Here is a 23,035-nt window from a genome sequence, read left to right as displayed (position 1 = left end):
ACCGGGCACGTACTCGGCCGGTACGGCGACGACGGCGAGGTCCACCGGAGCGTCGATGTCCCGCACGGACCGGTACGCCGGCACCCCGTCGACCTGCCGCGCCCCAACCCCGTACGAGGAACCGACATGGACGACAACCTTCCCGCCCTCCAGATCACCGTCCACGCCACCACCAGCAGCGACCTCCCCGCCGTCCTCCACGCCCTCAACACCCACCACCTGACGACCGACTTCACCGCCGACGACACCCACCCCCTCACGGACATCCAGCCCGGCCGCACCTACGTCACCCGCGCTGACGCCGCCACCGCCGAACAACTCGCCACCGCCCTCATCACCACCGCTCCCAATACCACCTTCGAACTCTCCAACGACCCCCACGAAACCCAGCACGGCACCTACATCGCCTACGACTTCGACGCCGGCGTCTTCCGCGCCCAGTGCGACACCGACGGCACCCCCCTCATTCCGGCCGACACCCTCGCCCACGCCCTCGCCCAGGCCCCCGCCGACCTCACCGCCCGGACATGGCTCCACCTCCACGCCCCCGCACTCCTCGGCACCGACGTACGAGCCGCCCTCGGCCGCTACCGCACCCGCCCCCGCATCTTCCCGGCCAGTGCCGACAACCACCCGGGACACGGCCAGACCGCCCGCTGCGGGGCCTGCGGCACCCCCATCACCTGGTACTTCGACGACCCCGACGCAGGCAACCCGTACGGCCACTGGTTCGACTCCGAAGACCGCGACCTCTGCCCGGCCACCGACGAGACCGCCGACGACCCCGGCCACACTCCCGCACCCGCACCCGCGGACTTCCACCAGGCCGCCTTCTACCTCCCGCCCGACCCCGCCGCCCGCGACGAGTCCTTCCCCGTTACCGCCCTGGCCGGACTCCGCATCGGCGCCTACATCGACGACACCTACACCGTGAACATCGGCGTCCTCGACGAGGGCGCCCACCCCGCGCTGCGCACCACCCCCGACGGGCAGCTCGCCGTCGAAGTCCGTATCGGCTCCCACACCCTCCACACCCCCGACTCCCGCCCCGGGCACAGCTTCACCCTGCCCGCCACCTACGTACGCTTCACCGTCCACGCCGACGACGAAGCCGCCGCCGACACCACGGCCCGCTCCCTCGGCAACGAAGTCCACGACCCTGCCACGCTGCGCCGCCTCGGCGTCGAGGTCACCGAGATCGCGTTCGCCGACGCCAGAGAAGCCGAACGCGACGACACCCCCACGCACCGCCCGGACGCGACCGAAGACCCCGAGTGGACCGTCACCGGCGTCCGCTGGAACGAGTCCCCCGTAGACGTCGTCGCGCTGACCGCCCTGCCCGGCACACACAAGCCCGCCGGTCACGACGTCTCCGACGAGCTGAGCGGATGGGTCTGCCACCTGCGCGCCCCCGACGCCGCCACCGCGCTGCGCCTCGCGCAAGCCTCCGCAGCCTCACCCGAAGCCGTCGCCGCCTTCCGCGCCGACAACAACGCCTGACCACCCCGCACCCACCCGGAAGGCCACCACGATGAGCGACACCCCCAACGCCCACTCGATCCACCCGCCAGCCACCCCGGAGCAGCTCCGCACCCGCGCCCAGGCCCTCTCCCACCACATCGACGCCCTCGCCGCCCTGCGCATCGCGGCCGAGGACCCCGAGATAGGCCAGGCCCTCGCCGCGCTGCTCCCCGAACGCCTCGGCGGCGCCTCCTTCACCCCCCAGGGCCTGGCCGAGCAGATCGCAGACGCCCAGCGCGAGGAGACCAACCTCAACCACCGGGCGACGCACCTGGAACACGACCAGCGCACCCCGCGCCGCGGAACCCGCTTCCCAGCCGACCTCCTCCCCACCGTCCCCGCCGACCGCTGGAACGCCGAGAAGGTCTCCGACACCACCGTGGACGACGACGGCCAGATCGCCACCACCGTCTACACCCTCGACGCCCCCACCGCCGACGAAGCGGAACGCCGCCTCCTGGCCTGGATCAGCCACGACTACCAGGACGACCTGACCGGCGCGACCGCCACCGCCACCCGCCCGAGCCAGACCGGCAACTACACCGTCTACCTCACCCAACCCGTCCGCTACTGACCAACCCCGCGAACCCGCCCCACGGGCCCCGGCACCCACGTGCCGGGGCCCGTTTCGCATCCCCGCCCACACTTCCTTCCCGCCCCACGGGACGCGCCTCCCGCACCTCCCACCCCGCAGGTACCGTCACCCCTCACAGACCACCCGCACCCTGGGGGAGGGGAAACGCCAGTGACCACCGCACCACAGCCCAACCGGCCCGCCGACACCAGCACCACCGTCGCCGAACTCGCCACCATCCTCGACACCGTCGCCCTCATCCGCTTCACCGAGCCACGCGACGCCCGATCCGGCCGCGCGACGGACGCCATGACTCACTGGCTCACCGGCGTCAACCGTGTCTCGCAGATCCCCACCAGGGACGGCACCCCGCAGTACGAGATCGCCAACTCCGGCTTCTCCCGCCACCTTCCGGGTGACCACACCATCGACGTCTGGCTCACCCCCACGCCCACCCCGGTCCCCGCCCCCTACGCCGCGCCCGCCCCGCCGGTCCAGCAGTACGCCGCCGCTCCCCAGCAGCAGTACGCCCAGCCCGCGGCCCCCGCCCCGGCCGCCCCGCAGCCAGCCGCCCAGCCGCAGCCCCAGTACGTCCCCCAGCCGGCCGCCCCCCAGACCCCCGGCGAGCGCGCCGCCGCGCCCTGGATGACCCCCCAGCCCCAAGCCCCCACTCCCCAGCCCCAGGCCCCCGCCGCGCCCCAGCCCACCGCCCCCGGCTACCCCGCCCAGGGCCACTACCCCCAGCAGCCCCAGCAGCAAGGCGGCGCCGCCCCCGGCATGCGCTGACCCCCGCCCAGGGACACAGGGACACCCAGGGACACACTTCCCGGCATTCCCCCCCGCCGCCGCACCCGCGCCCCGCCCAGGGACACCCAGGGACACACCTCCCGCATCCCGACACCATGCCTACACCGCCCCCGCTCCCGGCCCCCTCGCGCCCGCCGCGGCCCCGTCCCCGCTCATCGCCGCCCCGGCCGGCCGCGCCCCGCCCGCGTCACCGGAGGCGACCGGCCGTACCCTGCCCGCCGCGCCCCCGTCCACGGCGTCCGAGGCGACCACCGCCGCCCCGGCACCCGGGCCCGCCGCCGACCGCGCCACCCCGCCCCGAGCACCCGGCTCGCGCTCCGCCTCCTGCGCCTGCACCAGCCGCCGCAACTCCTGCACATCCGCCCGCCGCAGCCCCAGCCGCTCCGCCACCGCCCCCACCGGCTCGTCCTCACCCAGCATCGCGACCACCGCAGCCCCGGCCTCCACCCGCGCCGCCTCCACCTGCTCCACCACCCGCTCACGGATCGCCCGGATCTCCCGCTCCCCCTCCTCCCGCGCCAGGTCCTGACGCTCGGTCGCCAAGAAGAAGTCAGTCGCCCGATCCACCAGCCGCTGCTGCCGCGCCATCGGCGCCATCGCCAACTGCTGCGCCCGCTCCCGCGCCGCCACCACGTTCGCCGCAGCCGACGCCTTCGCCTTGGGCTTCCTCACCATCTCAACTCCCTAACCGGCCCCCGAACCGTGGGCTGCGCCCGGACGGCACTCTGCCGCCCTCGCCGGGAACCCGCACAGGAAGCCTCGCCCGGCACCCCCGCCCCATCGAAGCGCTCGCCCCAGCCAGCTGCCCGCGCTCCCGCCCCACGGGCCACGACGATGATTTCTGCCCACCCAGCGGGAGGGAGGAAAGTCGTCCCACCCCCGTTCTCCGGGGCAACCTCCGTACCCCGGCTGCTCCTTGCTGCTGATGTCTGTGCAGGTCACCGGCTTGTCCCGGGATGGGGGAGGGGCAAGACAGGACAACGGCATGACATCTCTTGCAACTCTGATCGCCTCGTAGCGTCGATGCGTGGCAGTGGAGATCCGCAAGCTGACGGCGGCCGCGGGGTACCGGTATCTGCTCGCGCAGACGGTCCGCGCGGAGTCCCTGCCTGCCGCCGACGGCTCTCTGAATGCCGGCGCCCCGCCGGGGGTGTGGATGGGGCGCGCCGCCGAGGTCCTCCAAGTGGCCGGGCAGGAGGTGCTGCGGGCACAAGCGGAATCCCTGTTCGGGCTTGGCCGGCATCCGCGTGCGGCCGAGATCGTGGCCGATCGGATCGCTGCCGGGGACAGCGAGAAGCAGGCCTGGCGAGCGGGGAAACTCGGCGCCGCCTACTCCCAGTTCAGTGACCCCTCCGCCACGGACCCGCTGCTGGAGCGCATCGAGGAAGCCCTTGCGGAGGCCAGCGCGCGTAACGGAGGGTCGCTCACCGACGCTCAGCGCCGCGCGATACGCCGGCACGTCGCGGCCCAGTACTTCCGTGCAGAGTTTCACCGCGGTCCGGCCTCCGTGGAGGAGCTTGACGGCTATCTGCGGATGCACACCCAACCCGTGCGTCAGCCCTGCCTGGGCTGGAGTTTCGTGGCCGCCCCGCAGGGCTCGCTGCAGGCCCTGCGGATCCTGGGCGGAGAGGAGATACGCGAGGTCATTGACGCGGCGCACACCGAGGCGCTCGAGACGGCCCTGGCCTGGATTGAGAACCATGTGCTGGCCACCCGGGCGTCCAGCAAGGGAAGCATCGCCCAGGAACAGGTGACCTCCGGCCTGGTCGCCGCCCGGTGGCGGCACTACACCGCGCGCGGGGATCCGGGCGACCCCCATCTGCATGATCACATCATTGTCGCCAACCGGGTACAGGGCCCGGACGGGAAGTGGCGCACGATCGACGCGCGGCCACTGCTCGCCCACGGAGTGACCATCAGCGAGCTGTACAACTCCACCGTCATGCGGCTGGTGTCCGAGCGTCTGGGACTCGCGGTCCGCGAGCGGATCACCGCTCCCGGCCGGCGGCCGGTCCTCGAGATCGCAGGCCTGCCCGATGAGCTCATCGACGCGTTCTCCACCCGCGGCAAGACGGTCCGGGCCGAGCTGGAACGCCTGATCGCCGACTACTACGCCCGCCACCAGCGCACCCCGCCCCCTGCTGTCTGGTACGCGCTCGCCCAGCAGGCCGCGGTCACCAACCGGCCCCCGCTCAGCGCCGCCAGGCCGCTGCGCGCCCTGCAGAAGATCTGGTTCACCGCCGCCCGCGCCGCCCTCGGCGACGTCGACGCCCGCCCCGATGAAGCCGTCACCCAGGCGCTCCTGGACGCCGTACGGCAGACCGCCGCCGACGCCGAACCGGCCCCGGACACGACCGACCCGGACGCCTTCGAGCGACAGATCGCCACCGCCGCGCTGGCCGAAGTCGCCGAACGCCGCAGCGTGTTCGCTGCCCAGCACGTGCGCGCCGAAGTGCTCCGCCAGCTCGGCTACTACCTCGCCCGCGGCCCCCTCCCGCAGGACCTGGGCCTGGCCGAGGCGACCGAACGCATCACCGCCCGCGCGCTATCCGATGCCACCCTCGAGGACCCGGTCGTCGACCTGCGCCCGCCCGCCCTGGTCGACCTGCACCCCGAGCAGCAACGCCCCGACGGCAGCAGCGTCTTCCTGCGCGCCGAGGCCCCCGCCTACACCACCCGACGGCTTATCGCCGCCGAGGACGACCTCCTGGCGGCGGCCGACACCCTGGTCATCCCCGCCGCCGAGGACGCCGACTTCGCGCGCGCCCAACGCCGCCATCCGCACCTGGGCGCGGCCCAGCTGGCTCTGGCACGCTCCTTCGCCTGCGGTGACAAACTGCTGCTGTGCGGCATCGGTCCAGCCGGATCCGGCAAGACGTCCGCGATGAAGCTGGTGGCCGACACCCTGGCCGCCTCCGGGCGCCGCCTGATCGCCCTGGCCCCCTCGTCCCGCGCCGCGCAGGCCCTCTCCGACGACCTCGGCGCACCCGCTACTACCCTGCACGCCTGGCTCCACCACCGCGACCAGCACGCCCAAGGCCTGGCCGACGAACGCTTCCCCCTCGCCCGCGGCGACGTGATCGTCGTCGACGAGATGGGCATGGCCGGCACCCTCAACCTCCAGCGGATCCTGGCCCAAGCCCGCGCCGCAGGCGCCCACGTCCGCCTCCTGGGCGACCCGCTGCAGCTGTCCGCCGTCGACGCCGGAGGACTGCCCCGCCTGCTCGACCGCCACCCCGACACGGTGCGCCTGGACCAACTGCACCGCTTCACCACCCCCGGCGAAGGCGCGGCCACCCTCGTCCTGCGCGACGGCGACCCGGCCGACGCCTTCACCTTCCACCGCCACCACCGGCGCATCCGCTCCGGGGACCCGGCCGCCATGCTCGACGCGGTCTACGCGGCCTGGAGCGCGGATGTCGCCGCCGGGCTGAGCAGCGTCATGATGGCCCCCGACTCGGCCACCGTGCGCGAACTCAACGCCCGCGCCCAGACCGACGCCGCCGCCCGCGGACTTCTCGACGTCACCGCCCACCGCCAGCTGCGCGACGGCACCCGCGCCCACGCCGGCGACACCATCGTCACCCGCCGCAACAACCGCGCCCTGCCCGTCCTGAACGGGCAGGACTTCGTCAAAAACGGCGATGCCTGGCGGGTCCTTGCCGTCCACGCGGACGGTTCCCTGACCGTCAAGAACACCACCCATCACGCCACGATCACCCTGCCCCCCGACTACACCGCCGCCCACGTAGAGCTCGGCTACGCGGCCACCGTCCATCGCGCGCAGGGCATGACGTGCGACACCGCCCACGCCTACGCCACCGCCTCCTCCTCCCGCGAAAGCGTCTACGTCCAGCTCACCCGCGGACGCCGCAGCAACAAGCTCTACCTCGGCATCACCGAGCCCACCGAGGACCCGGTGGCCGACGAGGCCGCCGCCCTGCACCAGATCGCCCACGCCCGCCGCGCCGCGACCTCCGCCCACCAGCTCCTGCGCGATCTGCAAGACGAGACCGCCAGCCCGGCCGTCCACGCCGCCCAGTACGCCGACACCGCCGCCCGCGCCGCCACCGCCCGCGCCCGGGCGCTACTGCGCGAGATCCTGCCCGCCCTGGCCGACCAGGCCTACACCGACGAAGGCTGGCCCAAGCTGCTGGCCGCTCTCACCGCCGCCGAACTGGCCGGCCACAGCACCCGCCGCACCCTGGCCCGGATCGGCACCGAACCGGTCGACGACAGCGGCGACGACGACACCGCCACCGTCCTGGCCGACCGCATCTACCAGCTCGTCGCCACCACCCCGCGCCCCGACCCCGACCGGCCGCTCGCCCGCTACAGCGACACCCAACTCGCCCGCCTGGCCGCCGTCGCCCTGACCCACCGCGCCCACCTCCAGCGCCGCGCCCCCAGCGCCAAGGAGCGCTACCACAACGCCCGTTCCCGCGCCCGCACCAGCCGCTTCGTCGAACTCATAAGCGCCGAGCGCGACCTGCGTGCGCGCCTGCCCGACCGCGTCCCTCACCCCGCCCGTCACGGCGGACCGGTCCCCGACTGGATCGCCGACGCCCGCCTCGAACACGACTTGGACACCCCGGCCGACTGGCGCGGCCACCTCGCCGAACGCCGCCGCGTCCTGGGCCATCTGCTGGCCGCCCGAGGTCTGCAGCTGGCCCAGCAGCCCCCGCCCTGGGCCACCGCGCTCGGCCCCGTCCCACCCCAGGACACCTGGCAGCGCCACGCCTGGCAGACCACCGCCGCGCTCGTCGAGACCTGGCGAAACCGCACCGCATCCCTGCCCGACACCGACGGCACCGGCCCGCTGCCCCGCCCCACCAGCGGCCACGACGTGCCCGCCTACAACGACCTCACGACCCGCATCCGCACCCTCACCCGTCCTGGCCTCCAGGACGACTCCACCGCCTGGCCCACCGCCACCACCGCCTGGCAGACCGCGCTCGACGGCACCCCGCCGCCCGCTGCCTGGATGGGACAGATGCCCCCGCCACGCCCCGGCGACAGCGCTCACCGGGCCCGCTGGTGCGCCCTGTACACTCGCCTCGCCGCCTGGCACCAGCACCGCCCTGATCTTGGCGGACAGCTGCTCGGCCCGCCCCCTGACGACCCGGCCGATACCCACACCTGGCGGCAACTGCGCACCGAACTCGCCGCCCTGACCGCCATCGCTGCGCCCGCACAGCAGCCCACCGCGACCGACCCGGTCACACCGAGACGGCCCGCCCGGTGAACCCCACCGTGCCGCGCGCACCGGCCTGCCTGCGGGCCCGCTGGCGCGATCTGCCGCGTCACGCCGCGCTGCTGCAGCGCCGCCTGGGACCTCCCGCCCGCACCCGCACCTCCCGCACCGCCGGCACCGCGCTGTGGCTGCTCCAACTCACCTACGCGCATGCCCAAGGGCGGCTCCTTGCCCATGGGGGAGCGGTCCTGACCGTCCGCGGTCCGGCCATCTCGCCGACCCGCGCCCTGGCTGCGGCAGCCGCCCTGCTCGCTGCCGAACTCGCCCTCACCACAGCCCTGATGCTGCCAACCGTTCTCGGCGCCGCGGCCGCGGCCGCCGGAGCCCCGGCCCACTGGATGCGGTGGAGCGCGACGGCCGCCACCACCCTGATCACCACCCTGCTGCTGGCCACCCTGGTCCGCCAACTCACCGCCGCCTGGCCGGCCCGGGCTGTCGAATCCTGCCGCCGCGCCCGGATCCGCACCGGCGGAACCTGGTGGACCGTGAGCAACCTGGCCTGCCGCGAAGACGACTCCGTCTCTGCCGCCTACCTGGTTCACACCGCCCTCGCCTACGCCGACGACCACGACGTCGGCGCCATCGCCACAGCTCGTACATCAGCCCTGCATCACATCTATGGGCGGTACGGATTCGCCCCAGACCCCGGCCACCCGGGCGTCCTGGTCCGGCCACCACGCCCGGCCCCTGCGCCCGGCCACCGGACGGGCGCCGCCCAGGCATGGGTACGACGCGCAGCCCACCGTGCGGCTCCGCCCGCCCGCACCAGCCCCGGCACGACGAGGGCACGGCGGTGAATCACAGGGCGCCCAGAGCTGCCTCGATCCCTACGCCTCCCGCCCCGGCCCAGACCCGCAAAGACCGAGTCGCTTGCCCACCGACCCATCCCCAACGCCCGGCAGACCAAGCCTGGCCTTGTCCACGAGAACGGGCAGCACTTCGACAGCTCTTCGGCAGCGCCGGCGCGCTCACAGGGCGCGTCTGGCCTACGCTCGCCCAACCTTGGCGATCAGCCGTGGAAGACCCTGCGCACACGGCATAGTGTTTCCGTGGCCACACCAAACCGTCTCGAAATGCCCGCACGGCGCCGTCGTCACGCTCGACTGATCGCCACTCTCACCGACCTGATCAGCGACTGTGCAGCTGCCGCCAGTGCTGTGTACAGGCCGATCGCCGAGGCTCCACCGGAACAGGCCAACGTGCCCGTGGACCTCTGGCCGCTCAACGCGCTCAGTCATTCCGCAAGTATTCGCCTGGACGCCGCGCGGGCCCAGGACGTCACGCGCTGGCCGGCTGCCGTGGCACAGGAGAAGGAGGACGACCAGCGGACCTTTGCCGCACGGTGCGCCACCGCTGAGGCTGAACAGGTCTTGCACCAGGTGGAGTTCGGTGACGACTCAGAAAGCCCGCAACCACCCGGTTTGATCCCGCTGCCGACGGCGCCGCAGTCGGCAACAATGGCGCTGGCGGGAGTCGGCGCGGACTTCCTCACGGAGCTGCTGGACGACCCGGAGCAGGCGATCAACCGGGTACGTGAGATGGCGGACACCGGTACGTTCACCGTGAACCAGATCCTTGATGAAGCGGCTGACACTGCGGTTCTGTCCGGGCTGCTGGCACTGCGCGAGGCACAGCGCAAGTCTGATCCAAGCGCAGCGGCGGAAGGCTGTCTGACCGCCTCTCGGTCTTTCGCCTTGGCGGTCTCCGTTGCTTCCGCGGACGTGGATGAGCCCACACCGTAGCCAATCACCTGCCGCTGGGTACAGCTACTGGCGGAGGTGCCTCCCGATCGACCTCACCGCTACGGGCCGCCTCCCGGAATGCCGTACATCTGCTGTCACAACTCGCGAACCACCAAGCCCTTCACCCGGGCACGCCGGTAGTCTCAAGGCCACCCGATAAGGCAGAAGCACCGTAGGCCGCGACTGGCGGAGCAGACCTGCCGCGCTGCGGAACCTGCTCTGCCGGTCACCGTCCCCCGAACCGAGGAACGGACACCTTGCTGGCAACTTCGGAGCGCGTACGCGTCCAGCACGGGCAGCCCGAGGCGCTGCTGTGGTACCTAATGACCTACCCCGAACCATGCGAGGGGGACTGCGATTTCCACGCCATCGCCTGCAGCGACGAGGATGGAATCACCCTGCCCGGCCCCGGGCGGGAAGTGCCCCTGGACCTCGACCGTCCCGGCCAGCGCTGGTGCCCCGCATGCCTTGCGGCTGCCCAGAACACCGCGCACAAGGAGGGGAGTTCGCACCAGCCGGATCCCGCCAGCAGCAGCGCCCGACACGATCGAAGCCCAGCAGCCAAACTTTTGGCGCGCGGCGGCCGCGCATCATGACGAGCCTGCTTGGTCGGTGGCGGCGGCGCCACGAAGCGAAGCGCTCCGCCGCCACTCCCGCGCCGCAGCCCGGGACACCACCCGCGAGACCTGGTGGTTCCGGCAGCCGACCGCACCCGGCGGGCACTACCGGATCAAGGTTGTCGACGAGACCGACTACGCCTTTGCGACGCTGGACTGGAGGGTCTGCCACTCCTGCCGCTACGGCCTCATCGGCAGGATCCGGGTGACCGACCGGTGGCGGCGTCAGGGCTACGGACACCTCATGCTGCGCCGTGCGATGCGCGACCTGACGCACTACACATGGATGACGACCCGGCAGTCACCAGACGGTCAGCAGTTCTTCCCCGCTATGCGTGTGGCCACCGGCGCGGTCCTGGAACCCGCCGGCGCCCTCTGCCCGCACATGCGCACACGGGCCAGGCACGGCACCGGCTCTGCGCCATGGCAGCAGGAGAGTCGGCCCAACGCGGCTGCCTAGCTCTATGCCGGGGCCGCCCGGGTCTCCTGGCGTCTGAGCCAGAGGCCGTGGAGCAACTCGGCAGCCCGTTTGGCCATGTAGGTCGCGCGCTCGTCCTCCACCACAGTGACACGCGGCTTGACTGACCAGACAGCTCCGATTTCCTGCGTTGCCGTACGGTGCTCACCAGTCATGAGGCCTTCTCCGTGGGGGTCAGCACAGCTTCTTTACTGCGGCTGCCCGGGATAGCCAGGCTGCGCCGGAAACCCACCGGCCGGGCCACCGCCCGGCCACAGCCCCTGAGGGTGGTCCGGATACCCTCCCGGCCCCCCGCCGCCCCCCGGGGCGGGCCGCCGAGGCTGGGAGAACCCCTCGGCGACCAGAGCGCACAGGGTCAGGTACGCCTCGCGGACCTTGGGCCGCATCAGGTCCAGATCCACCTCGGCGCCGGCCGACAGATGCTCGTCGAAGGGCACCGAGACGACACCACGGCAGCGCTCGCTGAAGTGCGCAACGATGTCCTCCACCTTGACCACCCGGCCCTTCTCCCGCACCCCGGAGACCACCGTGAGGCTGCGCTGCACGAGGTCGCCGTAGCCGTGGGCGTTGAGCCAGTCGAGCGTGGTGCTCGCACTGGACGCGCCGTCCACCGAAGGCGTGGCGACGACGATCAGCTGGTCGGCCAGGTCCAGGACGCCGCGCATCGCGCTGTAGAGCAGACCGGTGCCCGAGTCCGTCAGGATGATCGGGTACTGGGCCCCCAGGACGCCGATGGCCCGCCGGTAGTCCTCGTCGTTGAAGGTGGTGGAGATGGCCGGGTCGACGTCATTGGCGACGATCTCCAGACCGGACGGAGCCTGCGAGGTGAAGGCCCGGATGTCGTGATACGTGCGCAGAGTGGGGATCGCCTGCACCAGGTCGCGGATGGTGGCGCCGGTCTCGCGGCGCACGCGCCGACCGAGCGTTCCGGCGTCCGGGTTCGCGTCGATCGCCAAGACTCGGTCCTGCCGCTCGCTGGCCAGCGTGGAGCCCAGCGCGGTGGTCACGGTCGTCTTGCCGACGCCGCCCTTGAGACTGATCACGGCGATCCGGTAGCAGCCGCGCACCGGCGTGCGGATCACCTCGAGCTTGTGCTGCAGCGCGGCTTCGTCCCTCGCGCCGCCGAGCCGGAACCGCGAGGGCCGGGCGCCCGGACGGGTGCTGCGGGCCTTGCCCTTGCCGCCTCGCAGGAGCCGGTCGGAGGACAGCTCGGTCGCCGCGCTATGCCCCAGCGGCGCTGCCGAGCCAGGGGCGTGCCCGGCCGGGGCAGCGGTTGGGGAGACGGCGGAGGAGTAGGGGAAGGGGGCCGCAGGAATTGCGCCTGGTGCGCCCGGAGCCGCCGGTGCTGCCGTGTCGTAGCCCGGCGCCACGGCCTGCCCCGGATACACCGGATCAGCCGGTCCGGCGCTCGCGGTTGGGTACCCGGGCATGGCGGCCGGAGCCGTCGGCGGGGGATATCCGTAGCTTGGGCCCGACCCGGCAGGCACGGCGGGCGGGTACCCGTACGCGGGCGCGGTCGCAGGCACCGCCGGACCGGACGGGACGTACGGCGCGCTGCTGTGCGGTCCGGGCTCCGGTGGCGCGGCGTACCCCTCGGGCGCCGGAACCTGCGCGGCCGGGAAGGCCGCAGTGGCAGGCGGAGCGGCGGCTTCGGGCGCCGGGCCGGGCGCGGGAGCCGCTTGCGTAACGGCGCCCTGCGGATCGGCGAACAGCGCAGGCGGCGCCGGGAATTCCCCGTTGGCCGGGCCCTGCACCACCGTGGCGGGCGCGGGTGTGGGGGCCGCCTGCTGCGCTGTCGGCACAGGGGCGGGGACCGGCTGCGGCGCGGCCACTGCGGCGGTGGCCGGCGGGGAGGGCACCGCCGCTGGACCCGCGAGCGGCTGGGTGTACCAGCCCGCCGGAGAGGTGTAGGGGAAGTCGGCATCTCCGCTGGCCCCGGACCAGCCCCCACCGGCTCCGAGCCAGGCTGTGGCCGCATCCTGGTCGCTGTGCACGCTGCCTCCTGATGGGGTCGACACCGCCTCGCGCCAGGCGGCTCACACGGATCTGCTGCCGCGCGGCGCGCGGTACGGGCGGGCCGCGGGCCGCCGGGCAGGGGGGTAGGAAGCGGCGGCCTGCGGAGTCAAAGGTGGGTCAGGCCGAACGGCCGGACGGACCACGCCGCTTGGCGCGCCCCGCCGCCTTTTCGGCGTTGGCGGCCCGCTGCAGCGCCCGGAAGGTACGCCCTCCCTGGCGGGCCCTGAGATGGGGGATGTTGTTGGCGGCCAGACCGAGCGTCTCCGGCCCGTACACCGCACGCAGATCCGAGGGGGTCTGGGAGGTATACCCGGCTTCCTCGAGCGCGCTCTCGTCGGGGAAGACGTCGGCGTGATGGTGCAGCAGCGGGTCGATCAGGTCGTCCTGCGTGCCGCCGTAGCTGTAGCGCCAGCGGAAGTTGGCGGGCGGATCGGGCCGCACCCATTTCTCGAACAGCGCGACCTGCTTGGTGTAGCTGTAGAAGACCACGTGCTCGGCGGACCGGAAGATCCGCAGCCACGCCTTGAGGTACGGCAGCGACCAGTAGTCGCCTGCGTCATGGACCCTCACGTGAACGGGCTGGCCGTCGGCGGAGCGGTAGCGCCGGTGCTGCAGCTCGGCGGTCATCTGCGCTTCCCAGCCCTGCAGATCGTCCATGACGTACTGCAGATTGCGCTGGTGCGCGGCGAGCACATTGCGGAACCTGTAGGTGCCAGCCCGCGCGTAGCACAGGTCCGCGCAGACGCCAGCGGTCGGACAGGCGTTGTACTCGCGGCCGTCGGGCAGGCGGCCTTCGTGGGCGGGCAGCGTCCATCGGAAGATGCGCTCGGACGCGCAGCCAGAGCGCATCACGGTCAGCAGGAACCGGGGCCTGGCGGGTGATGCCGGATGCTCCCGGGCAGCCGGTATCGGTGCTTGCGTCACAGAGACCTCCCGGAGGGCGAAGGCGAACAAGAGCTGAAGTCTGTGCCGGGCCAGCGACCCGTCCGGCCGGGAAACCGCCTGGAGGGCAGCACACCTCGCGCGCTCCCGGCTCACGGGCCAAGAAGCCTGTATCGGTGACCGCCACACGACCCGCGCCGCTGCCCGCCCTGCGGACCAGCGGCGAAGAAATCGGCCGCCACACGGGAAGCAGCCCACTGCGCGCTTGCCCCCCAGCCCCGCGCCCCGCCCATAGTGATCACCGGCGCCGCCGGTCGCGGCCGCGCCCAGCCTCACACGAAAGGGACGGCGCTCATGAGCACCCTCCAGCGCACCCCCGGCCGCCAGTGGACCGTCCGCGTCACCGGAAGGGCTGACCGCCAGGCACAGCTGTCCTGCAGCGACAACTGCGATCTGCCCGAGCGCTCCCGCGACCTTCGCCATCTGGCCCAGGCCGCCATCAACCACCTCGCACACCACGCGAACACGGCCCGCGCGCCACAGGCCGCCCGCTACTGTGCCTGCCAGTGCACCACCTGGCACCGTGACGCCAAGACCGCAAGCTGCGCCGGAGAGATCGTCCTGGCGTTGGTGTGCTCAATGCCTGGCCGGGTCTGGCACCTCGCAGAGGTCTGCACCTCCTGCGCCCGTCACATCCCCGAGGTCCGCATCGTGCGCACCACCAACCAGCCGGCCCGCTCCGCTGGCGCCCCGGAAGCCGCCGCTCGCTCCACCCGCCCGGTCCCGGGTGGCTTCGCCGCCGCCTGAGCCGCCCCGCTCTCACCCGCTTCGGGAGGGACCGCCCCTGCACGGCCACGCCAACCCAGTCCGCGCCTCCTCCCAGCGGACGCCACGGCTGCTGGGCTGGGTGGCCAACCCCTTCTGCGCCGTGACCTGCGCATCCCCGCAGCAGCCACCGTTTCCCTGGTCCTGGTGGCGCTCTCCTGCGCGGCCTCCTTCCTACTGCAGCTCGCTTCGGCAGACCCGCTCCCGGCACCGCTGGTCCTGCTGGCCGGCCTGGGCGGCAGCGCCCTTGCCGCAGCCGCCTGGCTGGGCGGCGCCGCGCTGCTGCGGACCGCTCCGTTCGCCAGCTTCCTGGACCGCAGCGGACGATAGCTACCCCCGGTCACAGCGGCAGGGAGAGCCGGGTGCCCGCCGTACGGGCGGGTAACGAAACCCGCTGCCCTCCAGCCGGGACACGGGCTGCCCGCAGCCCTCCCGAGCCTTGTGACGCCGACATCGCCTCGCCCAACCTCGACGGGCGCCGCCCCCCTTGCCCCCGTCTCCCCGGAGCTGCCATGCCTGCCGCCGCCCTCGACGACGCCACCGCCTACCTCCTCGCCTCCGGCGAGCTCACGCTGACCCGCCTGGCCCGGGCCGACGACCTTGACCAGGTCAACGCCCTGCACGCCCGCTGCACCCTAGCCACGCGCTTCAGCCGCTACCAGGCCGCCCGTCGCGACCTGCGGCCCGCCGAGTGGCGCGGGCTGACTGACCCGGTCCGCGGCACGACCTGGATCACTGCCCTCGCCGACGAGCCCGAACAGGCCATCGCGGTCACCCACTTGATGCGTACCGACCGCGACGGTGTACGCGAACTGGGCCTGCTCATCGAGGACAGCCAGCAGCGCCAGCGCCTGGGCACCCAGCTCACCGGCCATGCCATCGCCCACGCGGCCGCCATCGGCTGCCACACCGTCACGGTCATGACCGGAGCCGACAACCGGGCCATGCTCGCCATCGCCCGCAAACGGGGTGCGGTTCTCCCTCCGCCCACCTCGTCTACCGTCGACCTCGACATCCCGGTCACGGGATGAGCCATGCACCACACCCCCGCCCGCGCAGGCAGCCTGCCACCGCCACCCAGCCACCACTACCTGCCGCGCCCCGACGGCGCCCGACTGGCCCTCTACACCGACGGGCCCGACGACGCTCCGGTGACCGTGGTCCTCGCCCACGGCTGGTGCGCCACCGCGACTGTCTGGCACGACCACGCCCGCCACCTCGCCGCCCGCGGCACCCGCGTCATCCGCTACGACCAGCGCGGCCACGGCGCGTCCCTGACCGGCACCAGCCCCGCCTCCACCCGGCTGCTCGCCGACGACCTGGCGGCCGTACTGGGTAACACCCACCGCCGATCCCGGATCGTGGTCGCCGGGCACAGCATGGGCGGCATGGGCATCCTGCAACTGGCAGTCCACCACCCGCCCGTCGCTGCCCGCCTGTCCGGAGTGCTGCTGGTTGCCACCAGCTCCGGCCAGATGGACCTGACCAGAACCCAACGCCTGCCGCTGGACCGCCTCGTGGGCAGAGCACGCGGCACCATCGCAGCTCTGTGCCTGCGTCTGCCTGGGACCACGCAGACCGTTCGCGACCTGCTGTCGCCCACCAGCGAACCAAGGCCGCCGATCGACGTGGCGGCGCACTGGTACCGCGCTGTCACCGAGCACCACATCGAGCCGGGCTCCCTCGCCCCCCTGAACGCTGTCGACGTGCATGTCATGGCCGGAGAACACGACCGCATCGTTCCGCCCGTGCACGCCCTGCGCCTGGCCGCCCAACTCCCGCAGGCCCAGCTCCACCTCGTCCCTGACGGCCGTCATGGCCTGCTGAGTGAGCACCCAGGCGAAGTCCGCGCCGTGCTCGAGGACCTCTGCGGGCTCAGGCCGACCCGGACGATGCTGCTCCCGTTCCGGCGTCGTCTGCGCAGCACCTGAGCGCCCGCCTGACGGGAGCGCCCCGGAAAAAGCCGGGGCGCCCTACGGGAGGCAGAGCACCGTGTGCCCGCCTGCCGGGCACACGGACGTGCTGCTCCCGCCACTCAACCCAGGCTGTAGCCCGCCCGGGCCGCTCGCGCCTGCAGTGTCAGCCCTCTACGGCACCAGCAGGCACAGCGCGCCACCCAGCCGCGATGAAGGGAACCTCATGCAGCTTCGCGCTCCCGCCCGCCTGGCCGCCACGGCCATGCTCGCCCTGTCGGTGACCACCGGCCTGGCCGTGACCACCGCCCCGGCCGCCAGCGCGGCCGAGATGCCGTGCAAGCCGCGTGTCTACTACAAGATCAACACGAACGCCGTGAACTTCAGGACCGGCCCGTCCACCAACTACGCATCCAAGGGCCTGCTCTACAAGGGCGACTGGGGCAAGAAGGTCTCCAGCAAGGGCTCGTGGATCAAGCTCCAGCTCGGCCAGAAGTCCCGCACCGGGCTGGCCAAGAGCACCACCGGCTGGGTCGCCAAGAAGTACGCCTACGACTGCGTGCCCATGGTTCTCGACTGATCCGGCCGCAGTCCGGCCGTCCACACCGATCGCTGGGACACGCCGGGCGACTCAGGGCGTCAGCGGGCAGACACCAGCCCACCCACCGCCCCGGATCCCGCAGCAGCGCACCACTCCGCACCCCCCCACGCAGCGGTTCCCCCCTGCCGGGCTGCCCGGTCAGGCTTCTCTCCACTCGAAGGAGTCCACCGTGATCACCCAGCGCGTCAAGTGCACCCTCCTGGCCACCACGATGGGCCTGGCCCTCGCCGCCGGCGGCGTCGCCACCGCCTCGACGGCACAGGCCGCGACCGGTCACACAAAGATCAGCTGCAGTGCCGCCAATATCCGAAAGGCGCCTTCGAAAGCCGCCACCGTGCTGGGGGTCGGCTACCGGGGCGACAAGGTCGCCTACGACCGGATGGTCACCAATGAGAGGCGCTGGTGGACTCACGGGACGGTGACCCGGAAGTCGGACGGCAAGAAGGTCCGCGGCTATGTCGTCTACGAGTGCGCCAACCCCTACGGCCGCTGGCCCGCACCCCGGCCGTTCTGAGACCGCACACGGTGCATTGCTCGCCCGGTCCCAGAGCAGACACGGCCTTCTTCTCACCCGGAAGGGCCTGGCCGCTAGGCCGCCGCTCTCCGTCCAGAGGCGAACGGAGAGCGCACACCACTGCTCTGCCCGGCCACAGGCAGCAATCCGCTTCCTTTTCCTCCTCCTCGAAAGGTCGCTCCACGATGATCCGCAATCTCGTCCTCCGCTCCGTTGCGCCGGCCGCCCTCGCATTGGCGGCCGCGGCCACCCTGACCGTGACCACCGCCCCGGCCGCGCACGCGGTCGGCGAGAACTCCAAGTGCACCGTGAACTGGACCAACTTCGACGCCAAGGTCGGCAAGAACGCCTGGAACTACCGCACCGGCCCATCCACCGGGTACAGCAGCCTGGGATACCTGTACCGCGGCGACAGGCTGAAGGTCCTGTGCAGTCGCGGCAACTGGGACTACAGCCAGCTCACCCAGCGCTCCAAGTCCGGCATCCCCGCCGGGACCAGGGGCTGGGTGAGGGAGGACGGTCTGGTGACCTTGGCGGGCTGACCACCCGGGGCCGGCACGAGAACCTACACCTGCTGTGGGATCCCACTTGCTGTGTTGGAATCCCGCTGGTCAGAGCGACGTAGATCGGCGGCCGGGGCGGAACCTCACCCGTGAAACGGCCACCGTCGAAACGTCGCCCAAAGCGTGACAGTCACCCTCTGCTGGCCCAGAGAGCCGCTGTCGCCGACGGCTTCCGTACCAGCCGTCAACATCACCGGAAATCCCAAGCCCAACCGCTGGTGTGCTCGGCGTGCTGTGAACACGCCTCGCTCGGGTAGGCCCGCCGACGTCCGTACTCACGGACGATCGGCCGGTTCTTCCCTGCGTAGAGCATCCAGCTCCTCCTGGAGGCAACTGTGTCTGAATCCCGAGCCCTTCGGCGCCGTTCTGCGCACCGCATCTCTCACGTCGCCGGTCTCGCTGCGGCCACGCTGGCGCTGCTCGGTGGAGCGACGCTGGCAGCGGCGCCCACGGCGTCGGCTTCGTCCGCTGCCGTCGGCAGGTCGGCGTGCAACATCAAGGACGCCCTGCCCGGCAGCGTGTGGAAGACCCTGAACTGGAATGTGAACCTGAGGAGCGGTCCGGGTACCAAGTACTTCTCCTACGGGCAGCTCCGGAAGGGCACCACCTTCACGTACCACTGCACCTACGAGACCAGGGACAAGAAGACCCTCTGGTACTACGGCACGGTGCGGCAGGGGGCCCACAAGGGGCAGAGCGGCTGGATCAACTGGGCCTACGCGGGACTCGCGTAGCCGACACCGGAACGCTCGACTGGCGCCGCTGCTGCTGGGCAATTGCGACGGCTCATCGGATTGCCAGGCGGGCGCCAGTGGGCTGGCCGGGCCCGTCTCCCGACCTTCTCCGCACACTCTCAGCCCGCCAGACGGGAGCCAGGCGGCCAACCGGAGGTAACCGCTTGGCGCGGGCCCGGCCTGCTGCTGGGATCGGATCCGTTACCCGCCCCGCCGACCCCACGAGGAGTCCTCATGAACCGCCCGTGCAAGTCCCGTCCGGCCCTCCCGTCCGTGCGTCCGTTCCGACCCGAGTCGGAGGTCGGCGTGCGGCTGTTCCGCCCGGAGTCGGAGCTCGGCGTGCGGCCGTTCCGCCCGGAGTCGGAGTTCAGCGCCCGGCCGTAACGGCCGCCGGCCTTCCCGGCCCTCCCCCTGCGCCCGCCCGGTGCCACGATCCTGGGCGGGCGCACCGCGTTGTGAGCCCTGGGCCATACGCCCTGCCCAGTGGGCCAGGCTGACGGGCAGAGGCCGGCCAGGCGGGAGCCCAGCGCATCCATAGCCCGCGTGCCGGGCCACGGCAGACAAAGAACTCGCGTCCTCTTGAAGCTGGTATCCAGCGCCAGCCAGGCTCCACGGCACCGTCTGCCAAAGGAGCTCTGGCGTGCGCCCTTCCCCCGACCTCGCAGGCAAGATCGAGCGTGCCGACGCCGCGGTCAACACGTTCTTGCAAGCCCGTTCCCGGATGGAGGATTTCGAGGCTGTGGACCGGGCGGTGCGCCACTACCCCGGCCTCGACCCGGAGGGCCGCACCCGGGCAGGCGGGGTGCGCCGCGACTACGCCGCGGTGGTGCTGAGCGACCTGCTTGCCGATTTGGCGCTGTGGGAGGACCTCCACGGGCATGGCGGCTACGAGATGCTGCGGGAGCTGCGCACTCGGTGGAACCGGCACCCCTTCGGCGAACTCGACGGGCCGGCGAGGCACCTCGCCGCCGAGCTCGTGTCCTTCGCCGCCGAACACAACGTCTCCCTGCGCACGGCAGCCGACAAGGCGCTGTCGGTCTACACCGACGAATGGCGCGACGCCGAGATGCACTGGAAACAGCAGGCTGCCCAGGGAACTGTTGCCGCTGATACCACCGGCCTGAGCTACACCGTCGCACCCGCCACCTCACTCCCTCCCGGCGGGCCGGCGGCCGAGGAGCTCAAACTGCCCACTGCCGCAGCGGCGCTTGCTCTCTTCCTCACCCGAGATCGCCCCGACAGCCCGGTGCAGATGACTCAGCTGCAGGCCGACGGCAGCCATAAGCCGCTCGACCACACGGCACTGTGGGCGGACGTCCTCGAGGAGACAGGACCGACAGGGGAGTGGGACTACGCCCGCGCTGCCTGGTTCGATCAGGCGCACATGACGTGGAAGGAAGCCGCCCACCGGGTTGATGAGCACTACCTCGACCCGGTCGATCAGGTCACGCGGGACGAGAGCCGCTACTCGCCGGTGATGCTCTTCCGCCTGCGGGTCGCGCTGATCGCCCGCGATCAGTACGAGTTCTGGCAGCAGGAATACGGCAAGAGCCAGGTCGAGGCCCTTGACGAGGTGCTGAAGAAATTCGTGGAACAGACCGGCCTTCCCCATGAGCCCAGTGAACTGGAGACGGCCGCTGCGCTCCTGGCCAACCTGGCGTTGATCCTCGACACCCAGGGGCTGCCCGGACATCTCCTTCTGCAGCCGGCCAACACCACCGAGCCCGCGTGGCCGAGGCAGACTGGGGTCGCGGGCGACCTGGCAGCCCTGCTGCACGACCGCTTCCGCAGCCCTGCGGGGCTCTTTCCCTCGCTGCTCGGGCAGGCTCAGGCCATCCGTGACGCGCAATGGGAGGCCGAAGCAGCCTATCTCGCCGAGCAGGTCGGCAGCGGCCACGTGGATGCCCGTACCCCCCTGCGCTACACCCTGTCCTCGTCTGCCCGCGCATCGAATCCGGCCCTCGAGCAGGAATGCCCGAACGCGGCTGTGGCATGGCTGGAGTTCCTGCAGCACGACACGCCGCAGCGGCCGGTCGAGATCGCCGCCACTCTCGCTGACGGCCGCCAGGAACCGGTGAGCCTGGCCGCTCTGGCACACGATGCGCACATCGAACTCCACCACGACGGTGACGGGTGGAACTGGCGCGGCATCGAGCTGGAGCAGGACCGCATCCAACGGGAGCAGGAGGCCCAGGAAGTATGGCTGCGCCGTCAGTTGACCGATAGGTCCGCCCGGCCCGAGAGCGCCGCGGCGCGGCGTGAGCGGATCGAAGCCGCCTTCGGATCCTCCGACCGGGCGCTGGCCTTCCTCCGTCACCGAGCCGGACACGCATCACCGGCCCCGTCGAAACGCGAGCAGGAGGCCCTGCGCCGGGCGGAAACCACCCTTACCCGCCTGTTCATCCAGACACGCGACCCGGGTCCAACCGATCGCCTGTGCACTGCTGCCCTGGCGGCCATCGCCGAATCCACCACCCGGCAGGAAGATATCGCCGCCGCGACGCCGCAGACCCACACCCTGCCCGCAGGCGCGCAACAGAACGACCACTCCCAGCACCGCCATCAGGCGGCACAGACGCCCGGCACCGCCGTACCGCGCCCCTGACGGCGTCTGCCGTCACGCCCCAGGAAGCCAGCAGAAGTCCAAAGCAAGCCCGGCGTCCGCCGAGGCCCCGCCAGCACGCGAGACGGCGACGCTGGCCACCCAGCTGGCCACCAGCTCCCGGCGCGCGGACAGGGGCATCTGGTGCCGCCATTGATACAGCGCATGCTGAACGGAAACCGGCGCGGGCAAGGCCGGCTGGTTGCCGCAGGCCGTCACGACTTCCTGCAGTCGGGCCAGCCCCGCCAGTGCCCCCTCCGTGTACACCCGAGGCAGTACCACCTTGGCTACGTCCTCCTCCAGGACTGCTGCGTCCACGGCCTCCCAGCAGTCCTGTGGGCAGCGGTAGACCGGGCCCCACTCGTAGACCATGTCCGACTGGCAGACGGCGCAGCGGGCAATTCCCGCGAGTACGGCTTCCGACCACTGCTCGGTGCCCGGGTCCTGGCCGGGCAGCAGCAGCGGCTCGATGTGCAGAACTATCTGCCGCAGGTCCGGTCGGCGGGCGGGCACGGACACGAACAGGGACACCATCTGGTAGGGCCCGCTCTCGGTGCGCCACACCAAGTCCAGTCCGTCGATGTCCGGGCACCTTCCCCAGCCGGCCTTCCGCACGTCTCGCTCGATCTCGTCGGCCAGCGACCAAAGGTCAGGGTCGAAGGGGGCCATGATGAGTGCTTGGTACAGCACTGCTGCGAACGTTCCCGCGACGTCGACGGCGTTGACCAGATGCTGACGGGCCTCGGGTGAGCACAGAATCCAGCGCAGCAGGCTCCGGCCGGGCTGGATCAGTTCGGGCAGCAGGCGAGTGGCTTGGGGATTGGCCTCGACCACGCGCCAGCCGTGGTCCACCACGATGGCCGGCACAGTGAAGCCCCGCAGTGTGGCGGCGAGGGCTGTTCCGAGGGGCTTGCCGCAAAAGTTCAGGCCGGTGCGGACCTCGGCCGGGATCTGCAAAGCCTCCAGTGCCGCCTTGTAGGCAGCGGCACCCGGCCACCCTGAGCCTGTCTCCAGAGCCTCGTACTGCCGCGGTGTCATGCCTGCGGCCGACGCGATGTCCAAGGCGGACCGGCCGGATCTGGTGCGGTAGGCACGCAGGGTCTGCCCGACCGTCGTTCTATACATGCCCTGTTGTCCCTTTTCCGGGTGCCACCCCAGCCTGCGGGGCCTGTTGGCGCACCACCATAAGGGCCGATCCACGCTGCGTCACGAGGGGAAAGAGGATTGGGGGCACGGAAACGGGCACGCTGTCCATCTGGTCCGATCCGAGGCCTTGGCGGTTCAGTGGTACAAACCTGTATTAACTGACTGTCACAAACGTGAATATGGCACGTGCTTCCGCTGCCGAATGGGCGCGACTGTGCCCCGCCCAGGGCGGGAGGCGGGCTCGAT

At 71.9% G+C, this 23,035-nt stretch carries 20 protein-coding genes and 1 pseudogene; 17 read left to right on the top strand and 4 right to left on the bottom strand.

Going from position 1 to position 23,035, the window contains the following annotated elements; all coding sequences use genetic code 11:
• The first annotated feature begins 126 nt into the window (after window positions 1–126).
• The 3 genes from ACWC0C_RS39470 (at window position 127) to ACWC0C_RS39460 (ending at window position 2,881) form a co-directional block, all read left to right on the top strand.
• Window positions 127–1,500, top strand: coding sequence for a DUF3145 family protein (locus ACWC0C_RS39470; protein WP_450869305.1), 1,374 nt, complete (start codon window positions 127–129; stop codon window positions 1,498–1,500).
• Between the two features lie 31 nt (window positions 1,501–1,531).
• A complete protein-coding gene (locus tag ACWC0C_RS39465) occupies window positions 1,532–2,095 on the top strand; it encodes a hypothetical protein (RefSeq protein ID WP_450869303.1) in 564 nt (187 codons plus the stop codon).
• Window positions 2,096–2,266: 171 nt separating this feature from the next.
• Window positions 2,267–2,881, top strand: a complete 615-nt coding sequence (locus ACWC0C_RS39460) for a hypothetical protein (RefSeq protein WP_450869302.1) — start codon at window positions 2,267–2,269, stop codon at window positions 2,879–2,881.
• A gap of 120 nt (window positions 2,882–3,001) precedes the next feature.
• On the opposite strand, the gene ACWC0C_RS39455 is transcribed toward ACWC0C_RS39460, so the two are convergent.
• A complete protein-coding gene (locus ACWC0C_RS39455) occupies window positions 3,002–3,577 on the bottom strand; it encodes a hypothetical protein (protein ID WP_450869301.1) in 576 nt (191 codons plus the stop codon).
• A gap of 352 nt (window positions 3,578–3,929) precedes the next feature.
• Here ACWC0C_RS39455 and mobF point away from each other — a divergent pair, with 352 nt between their 5' ends.
• From mobF to ACWC0C_RS39435, 4 genes are all read left to right on the top strand, one after another.
• Window positions 3,930–8,147 (top strand): MobF family relaxase, encoded by a 4,218-nt coding sequence (gene mobF / locus ACWC0C_RS39450; RefSeq protein WP_450869299.1) that lies wholly within the window; start codon window positions 3,930–3,932, stop codon window positions 8,145–8,147.
• Window positions 8,144–8,953 (top strand): hypothetical protein, encoded by an 810-nt coding sequence (locus ACWC0C_RS39445; protein WP_450869297.1) that lies wholly within the window; start codon window positions 8,144–8,146, stop codon window positions 8,951–8,953. Before mobF ends, ACWC0C_RS39445 begins: the two co-directional genes overlap by 4 nt.
• A gap of 252 nt (window positions 8,954–9,205) precedes the next feature.
• On the top strand, window positions 9,206–9,898 hold the full coding sequence (locus tag ACWC0C_RS39440; RefSeq protein WP_450869295.1) for a hypothetical protein: 693 nt from the start codon (window positions 9,206–9,208) through the stop codon (window positions 9,896–9,898).
• Between the two features lie 612 nt (window positions 9,899–10,510).
• Window positions 10,511–10,975 (top strand): hypothetical protein, encoded by a 465-nt coding sequence (locus tag ACWC0C_RS39435; protein WP_450869293.1) that lies wholly within the window; start codon window positions 10,511–10,513, stop codon window positions 10,973–10,975.
• A gap of 212 nt (window positions 10,976–11,187) precedes the next feature.
• Here the strand turns inward: ACWC0C_RS39435 and ACWC0C_RS39430 are convergent.
• Together ACWC0C_RS39430 and ACWC0C_RS39425 are read right to left on the bottom strand one after the other, a co-directional pair.
• Window positions 11,188–12,720 (bottom strand): annotated as a pseudogene (locus ACWC0C_RS39430) (nucleotide-binding protein); the annotation flags it as partial.
• 406 nt (window positions 12,721–13,126) lie between these two features.
• A complete protein-coding gene (locus ACWC0C_RS39425) occupies window positions 13,127–13,933 on the bottom strand; it encodes a GP88 family protein (protein WP_450869291.1) in 807 nt (268 codons plus the stop codon).
• Window positions 13,934–14,245: 312 nt separating this feature from the next.
• Between ACWC0C_RS39425 and ACWC0C_RS39420 the strand changes: the two genes are divergently transcribed.
• From ACWC0C_RS39420 to ACWC0C_RS39375, 10 genes are all read left to right on the top strand, one after another.
• Entirely contained in the window at window positions 14,246–14,698 is a 453-nt protein-coding gene (locus ACWC0C_RS39420; protein WP_450869289.1) for a hypothetical protein, read from the top strand.
• A gap of 165 nt (window positions 14,699–14,863) precedes the next feature.
• Window positions 14,864–15,046 carry a hypothetical protein gene (locus ACWC0C_RS39415; RefSeq protein WP_450869287.1) on the top strand — a complete coding sequence of 61 codons (183 nt, stop codon included), beginning with the start codon at window positions 14,864–14,866 and terminating at the stop codon, window positions 15,044–15,046.
• Between the two features lie 182 nt (window positions 15,047–15,228).
• Window positions 15,229–15,747, top strand: a complete 519-nt coding sequence (locus ACWC0C_RS39410) for an N-acetyltransferase family protein (RefSeq protein WP_450869285.1) — start codon at window positions 15,229–15,231, stop codon at window positions 15,745–15,747.
• Between the two features lie 3 nt (window positions 15,748–15,750).
• A complete protein-coding gene (locus ACWC0C_RS39405; protein ID WP_450869283.1) occupies window positions 15,751–16,647 on the top strand; it encodes an alpha/beta fold hydrolase in 897 nt (298 codons plus the stop codon).
• Between the two features lie 208 nt (window positions 16,648–16,855).
• Window positions 16,856–17,209, top strand: a complete 354-nt coding sequence (locus ACWC0C_RS39400) for an SH3 domain-containing protein (RefSeq protein ID WP_450869282.1) — start codon at window positions 16,856–16,858, stop codon at window positions 17,207–17,209.
• 190 nt (window positions 17,210–17,399) lie between these two features.
• Window positions 17,400–17,744, top strand: a complete 345-nt coding sequence (locus ACWC0C_RS39395) for a hypothetical protein (RefSeq protein ID WP_450869280.1) — start codon at window positions 17,400–17,402, stop codon at window positions 17,742–17,744.
• A 185-nt stretch (window positions 17,745–17,929) separates the two neighbouring features.
• Window positions 17,930–18,286 (top strand): SH3 domain-containing protein, encoded by a 357-nt coding sequence (locus ACWC0C_RS39390; RefSeq protein WP_450869278.1) that lies wholly within the window; start codon window positions 17,930–17,932, stop codon window positions 18,284–18,286.
• 356 nt (window positions 18,287–18,642) lie between these two features.
• Complete coding sequence (locus ACWC0C_RS39385; protein WP_450869276.1) at window positions 18,643–19,041, top strand: SH3 domain-containing protein; 399 nt, start codon at window positions 18,643–18,645, stop codon at window positions 19,039–19,041.
• Window positions 19,042–19,275: 234 nt separating this feature from the next.
• Complete coding sequence (locus ACWC0C_RS39380) at window positions 19,276–19,425, top strand: hypothetical protein (RefSeq protein WP_450869274.1); 150 nt, start codon at window positions 19,276–19,278, stop codon at window positions 19,423–19,425.
• Between the two features lie 256 nt (window positions 19,426–19,681).
• Window positions 19,682–21,646 (top strand): hypothetical protein, encoded by a 1,965-nt coding sequence (locus ACWC0C_RS39375; RefSeq protein WP_450869272.1) that lies wholly within the window; start codon window positions 19,682–19,684, stop codon window positions 21,644–21,646.
• 12 nt (window positions 21,647–21,658) lie between these two features.
• On the opposite strand, the gene ACWC0C_RS39370 is transcribed toward ACWC0C_RS39375, so the two are convergent.
• Window positions 21,659–22,768, bottom strand: a complete 1,110-nt coding sequence (locus ACWC0C_RS39370) for an MmyB family transcriptional regulator (protein WP_450869271.1) — start codon at window positions 22,766–22,768, stop codon at window positions 21,659–21,661.
• Window positions 22,769–23,035 lie beyond the last annotated feature (267 nt).

The sequence above is a fragment of the Streptomyces sp. NPDC001709 genome (assembly GCF_053596375.1).
Note: the sequence above shows the minus strand (reverse complement) of the source record. Positions and strands in the feature narration are given on the sequence as shown.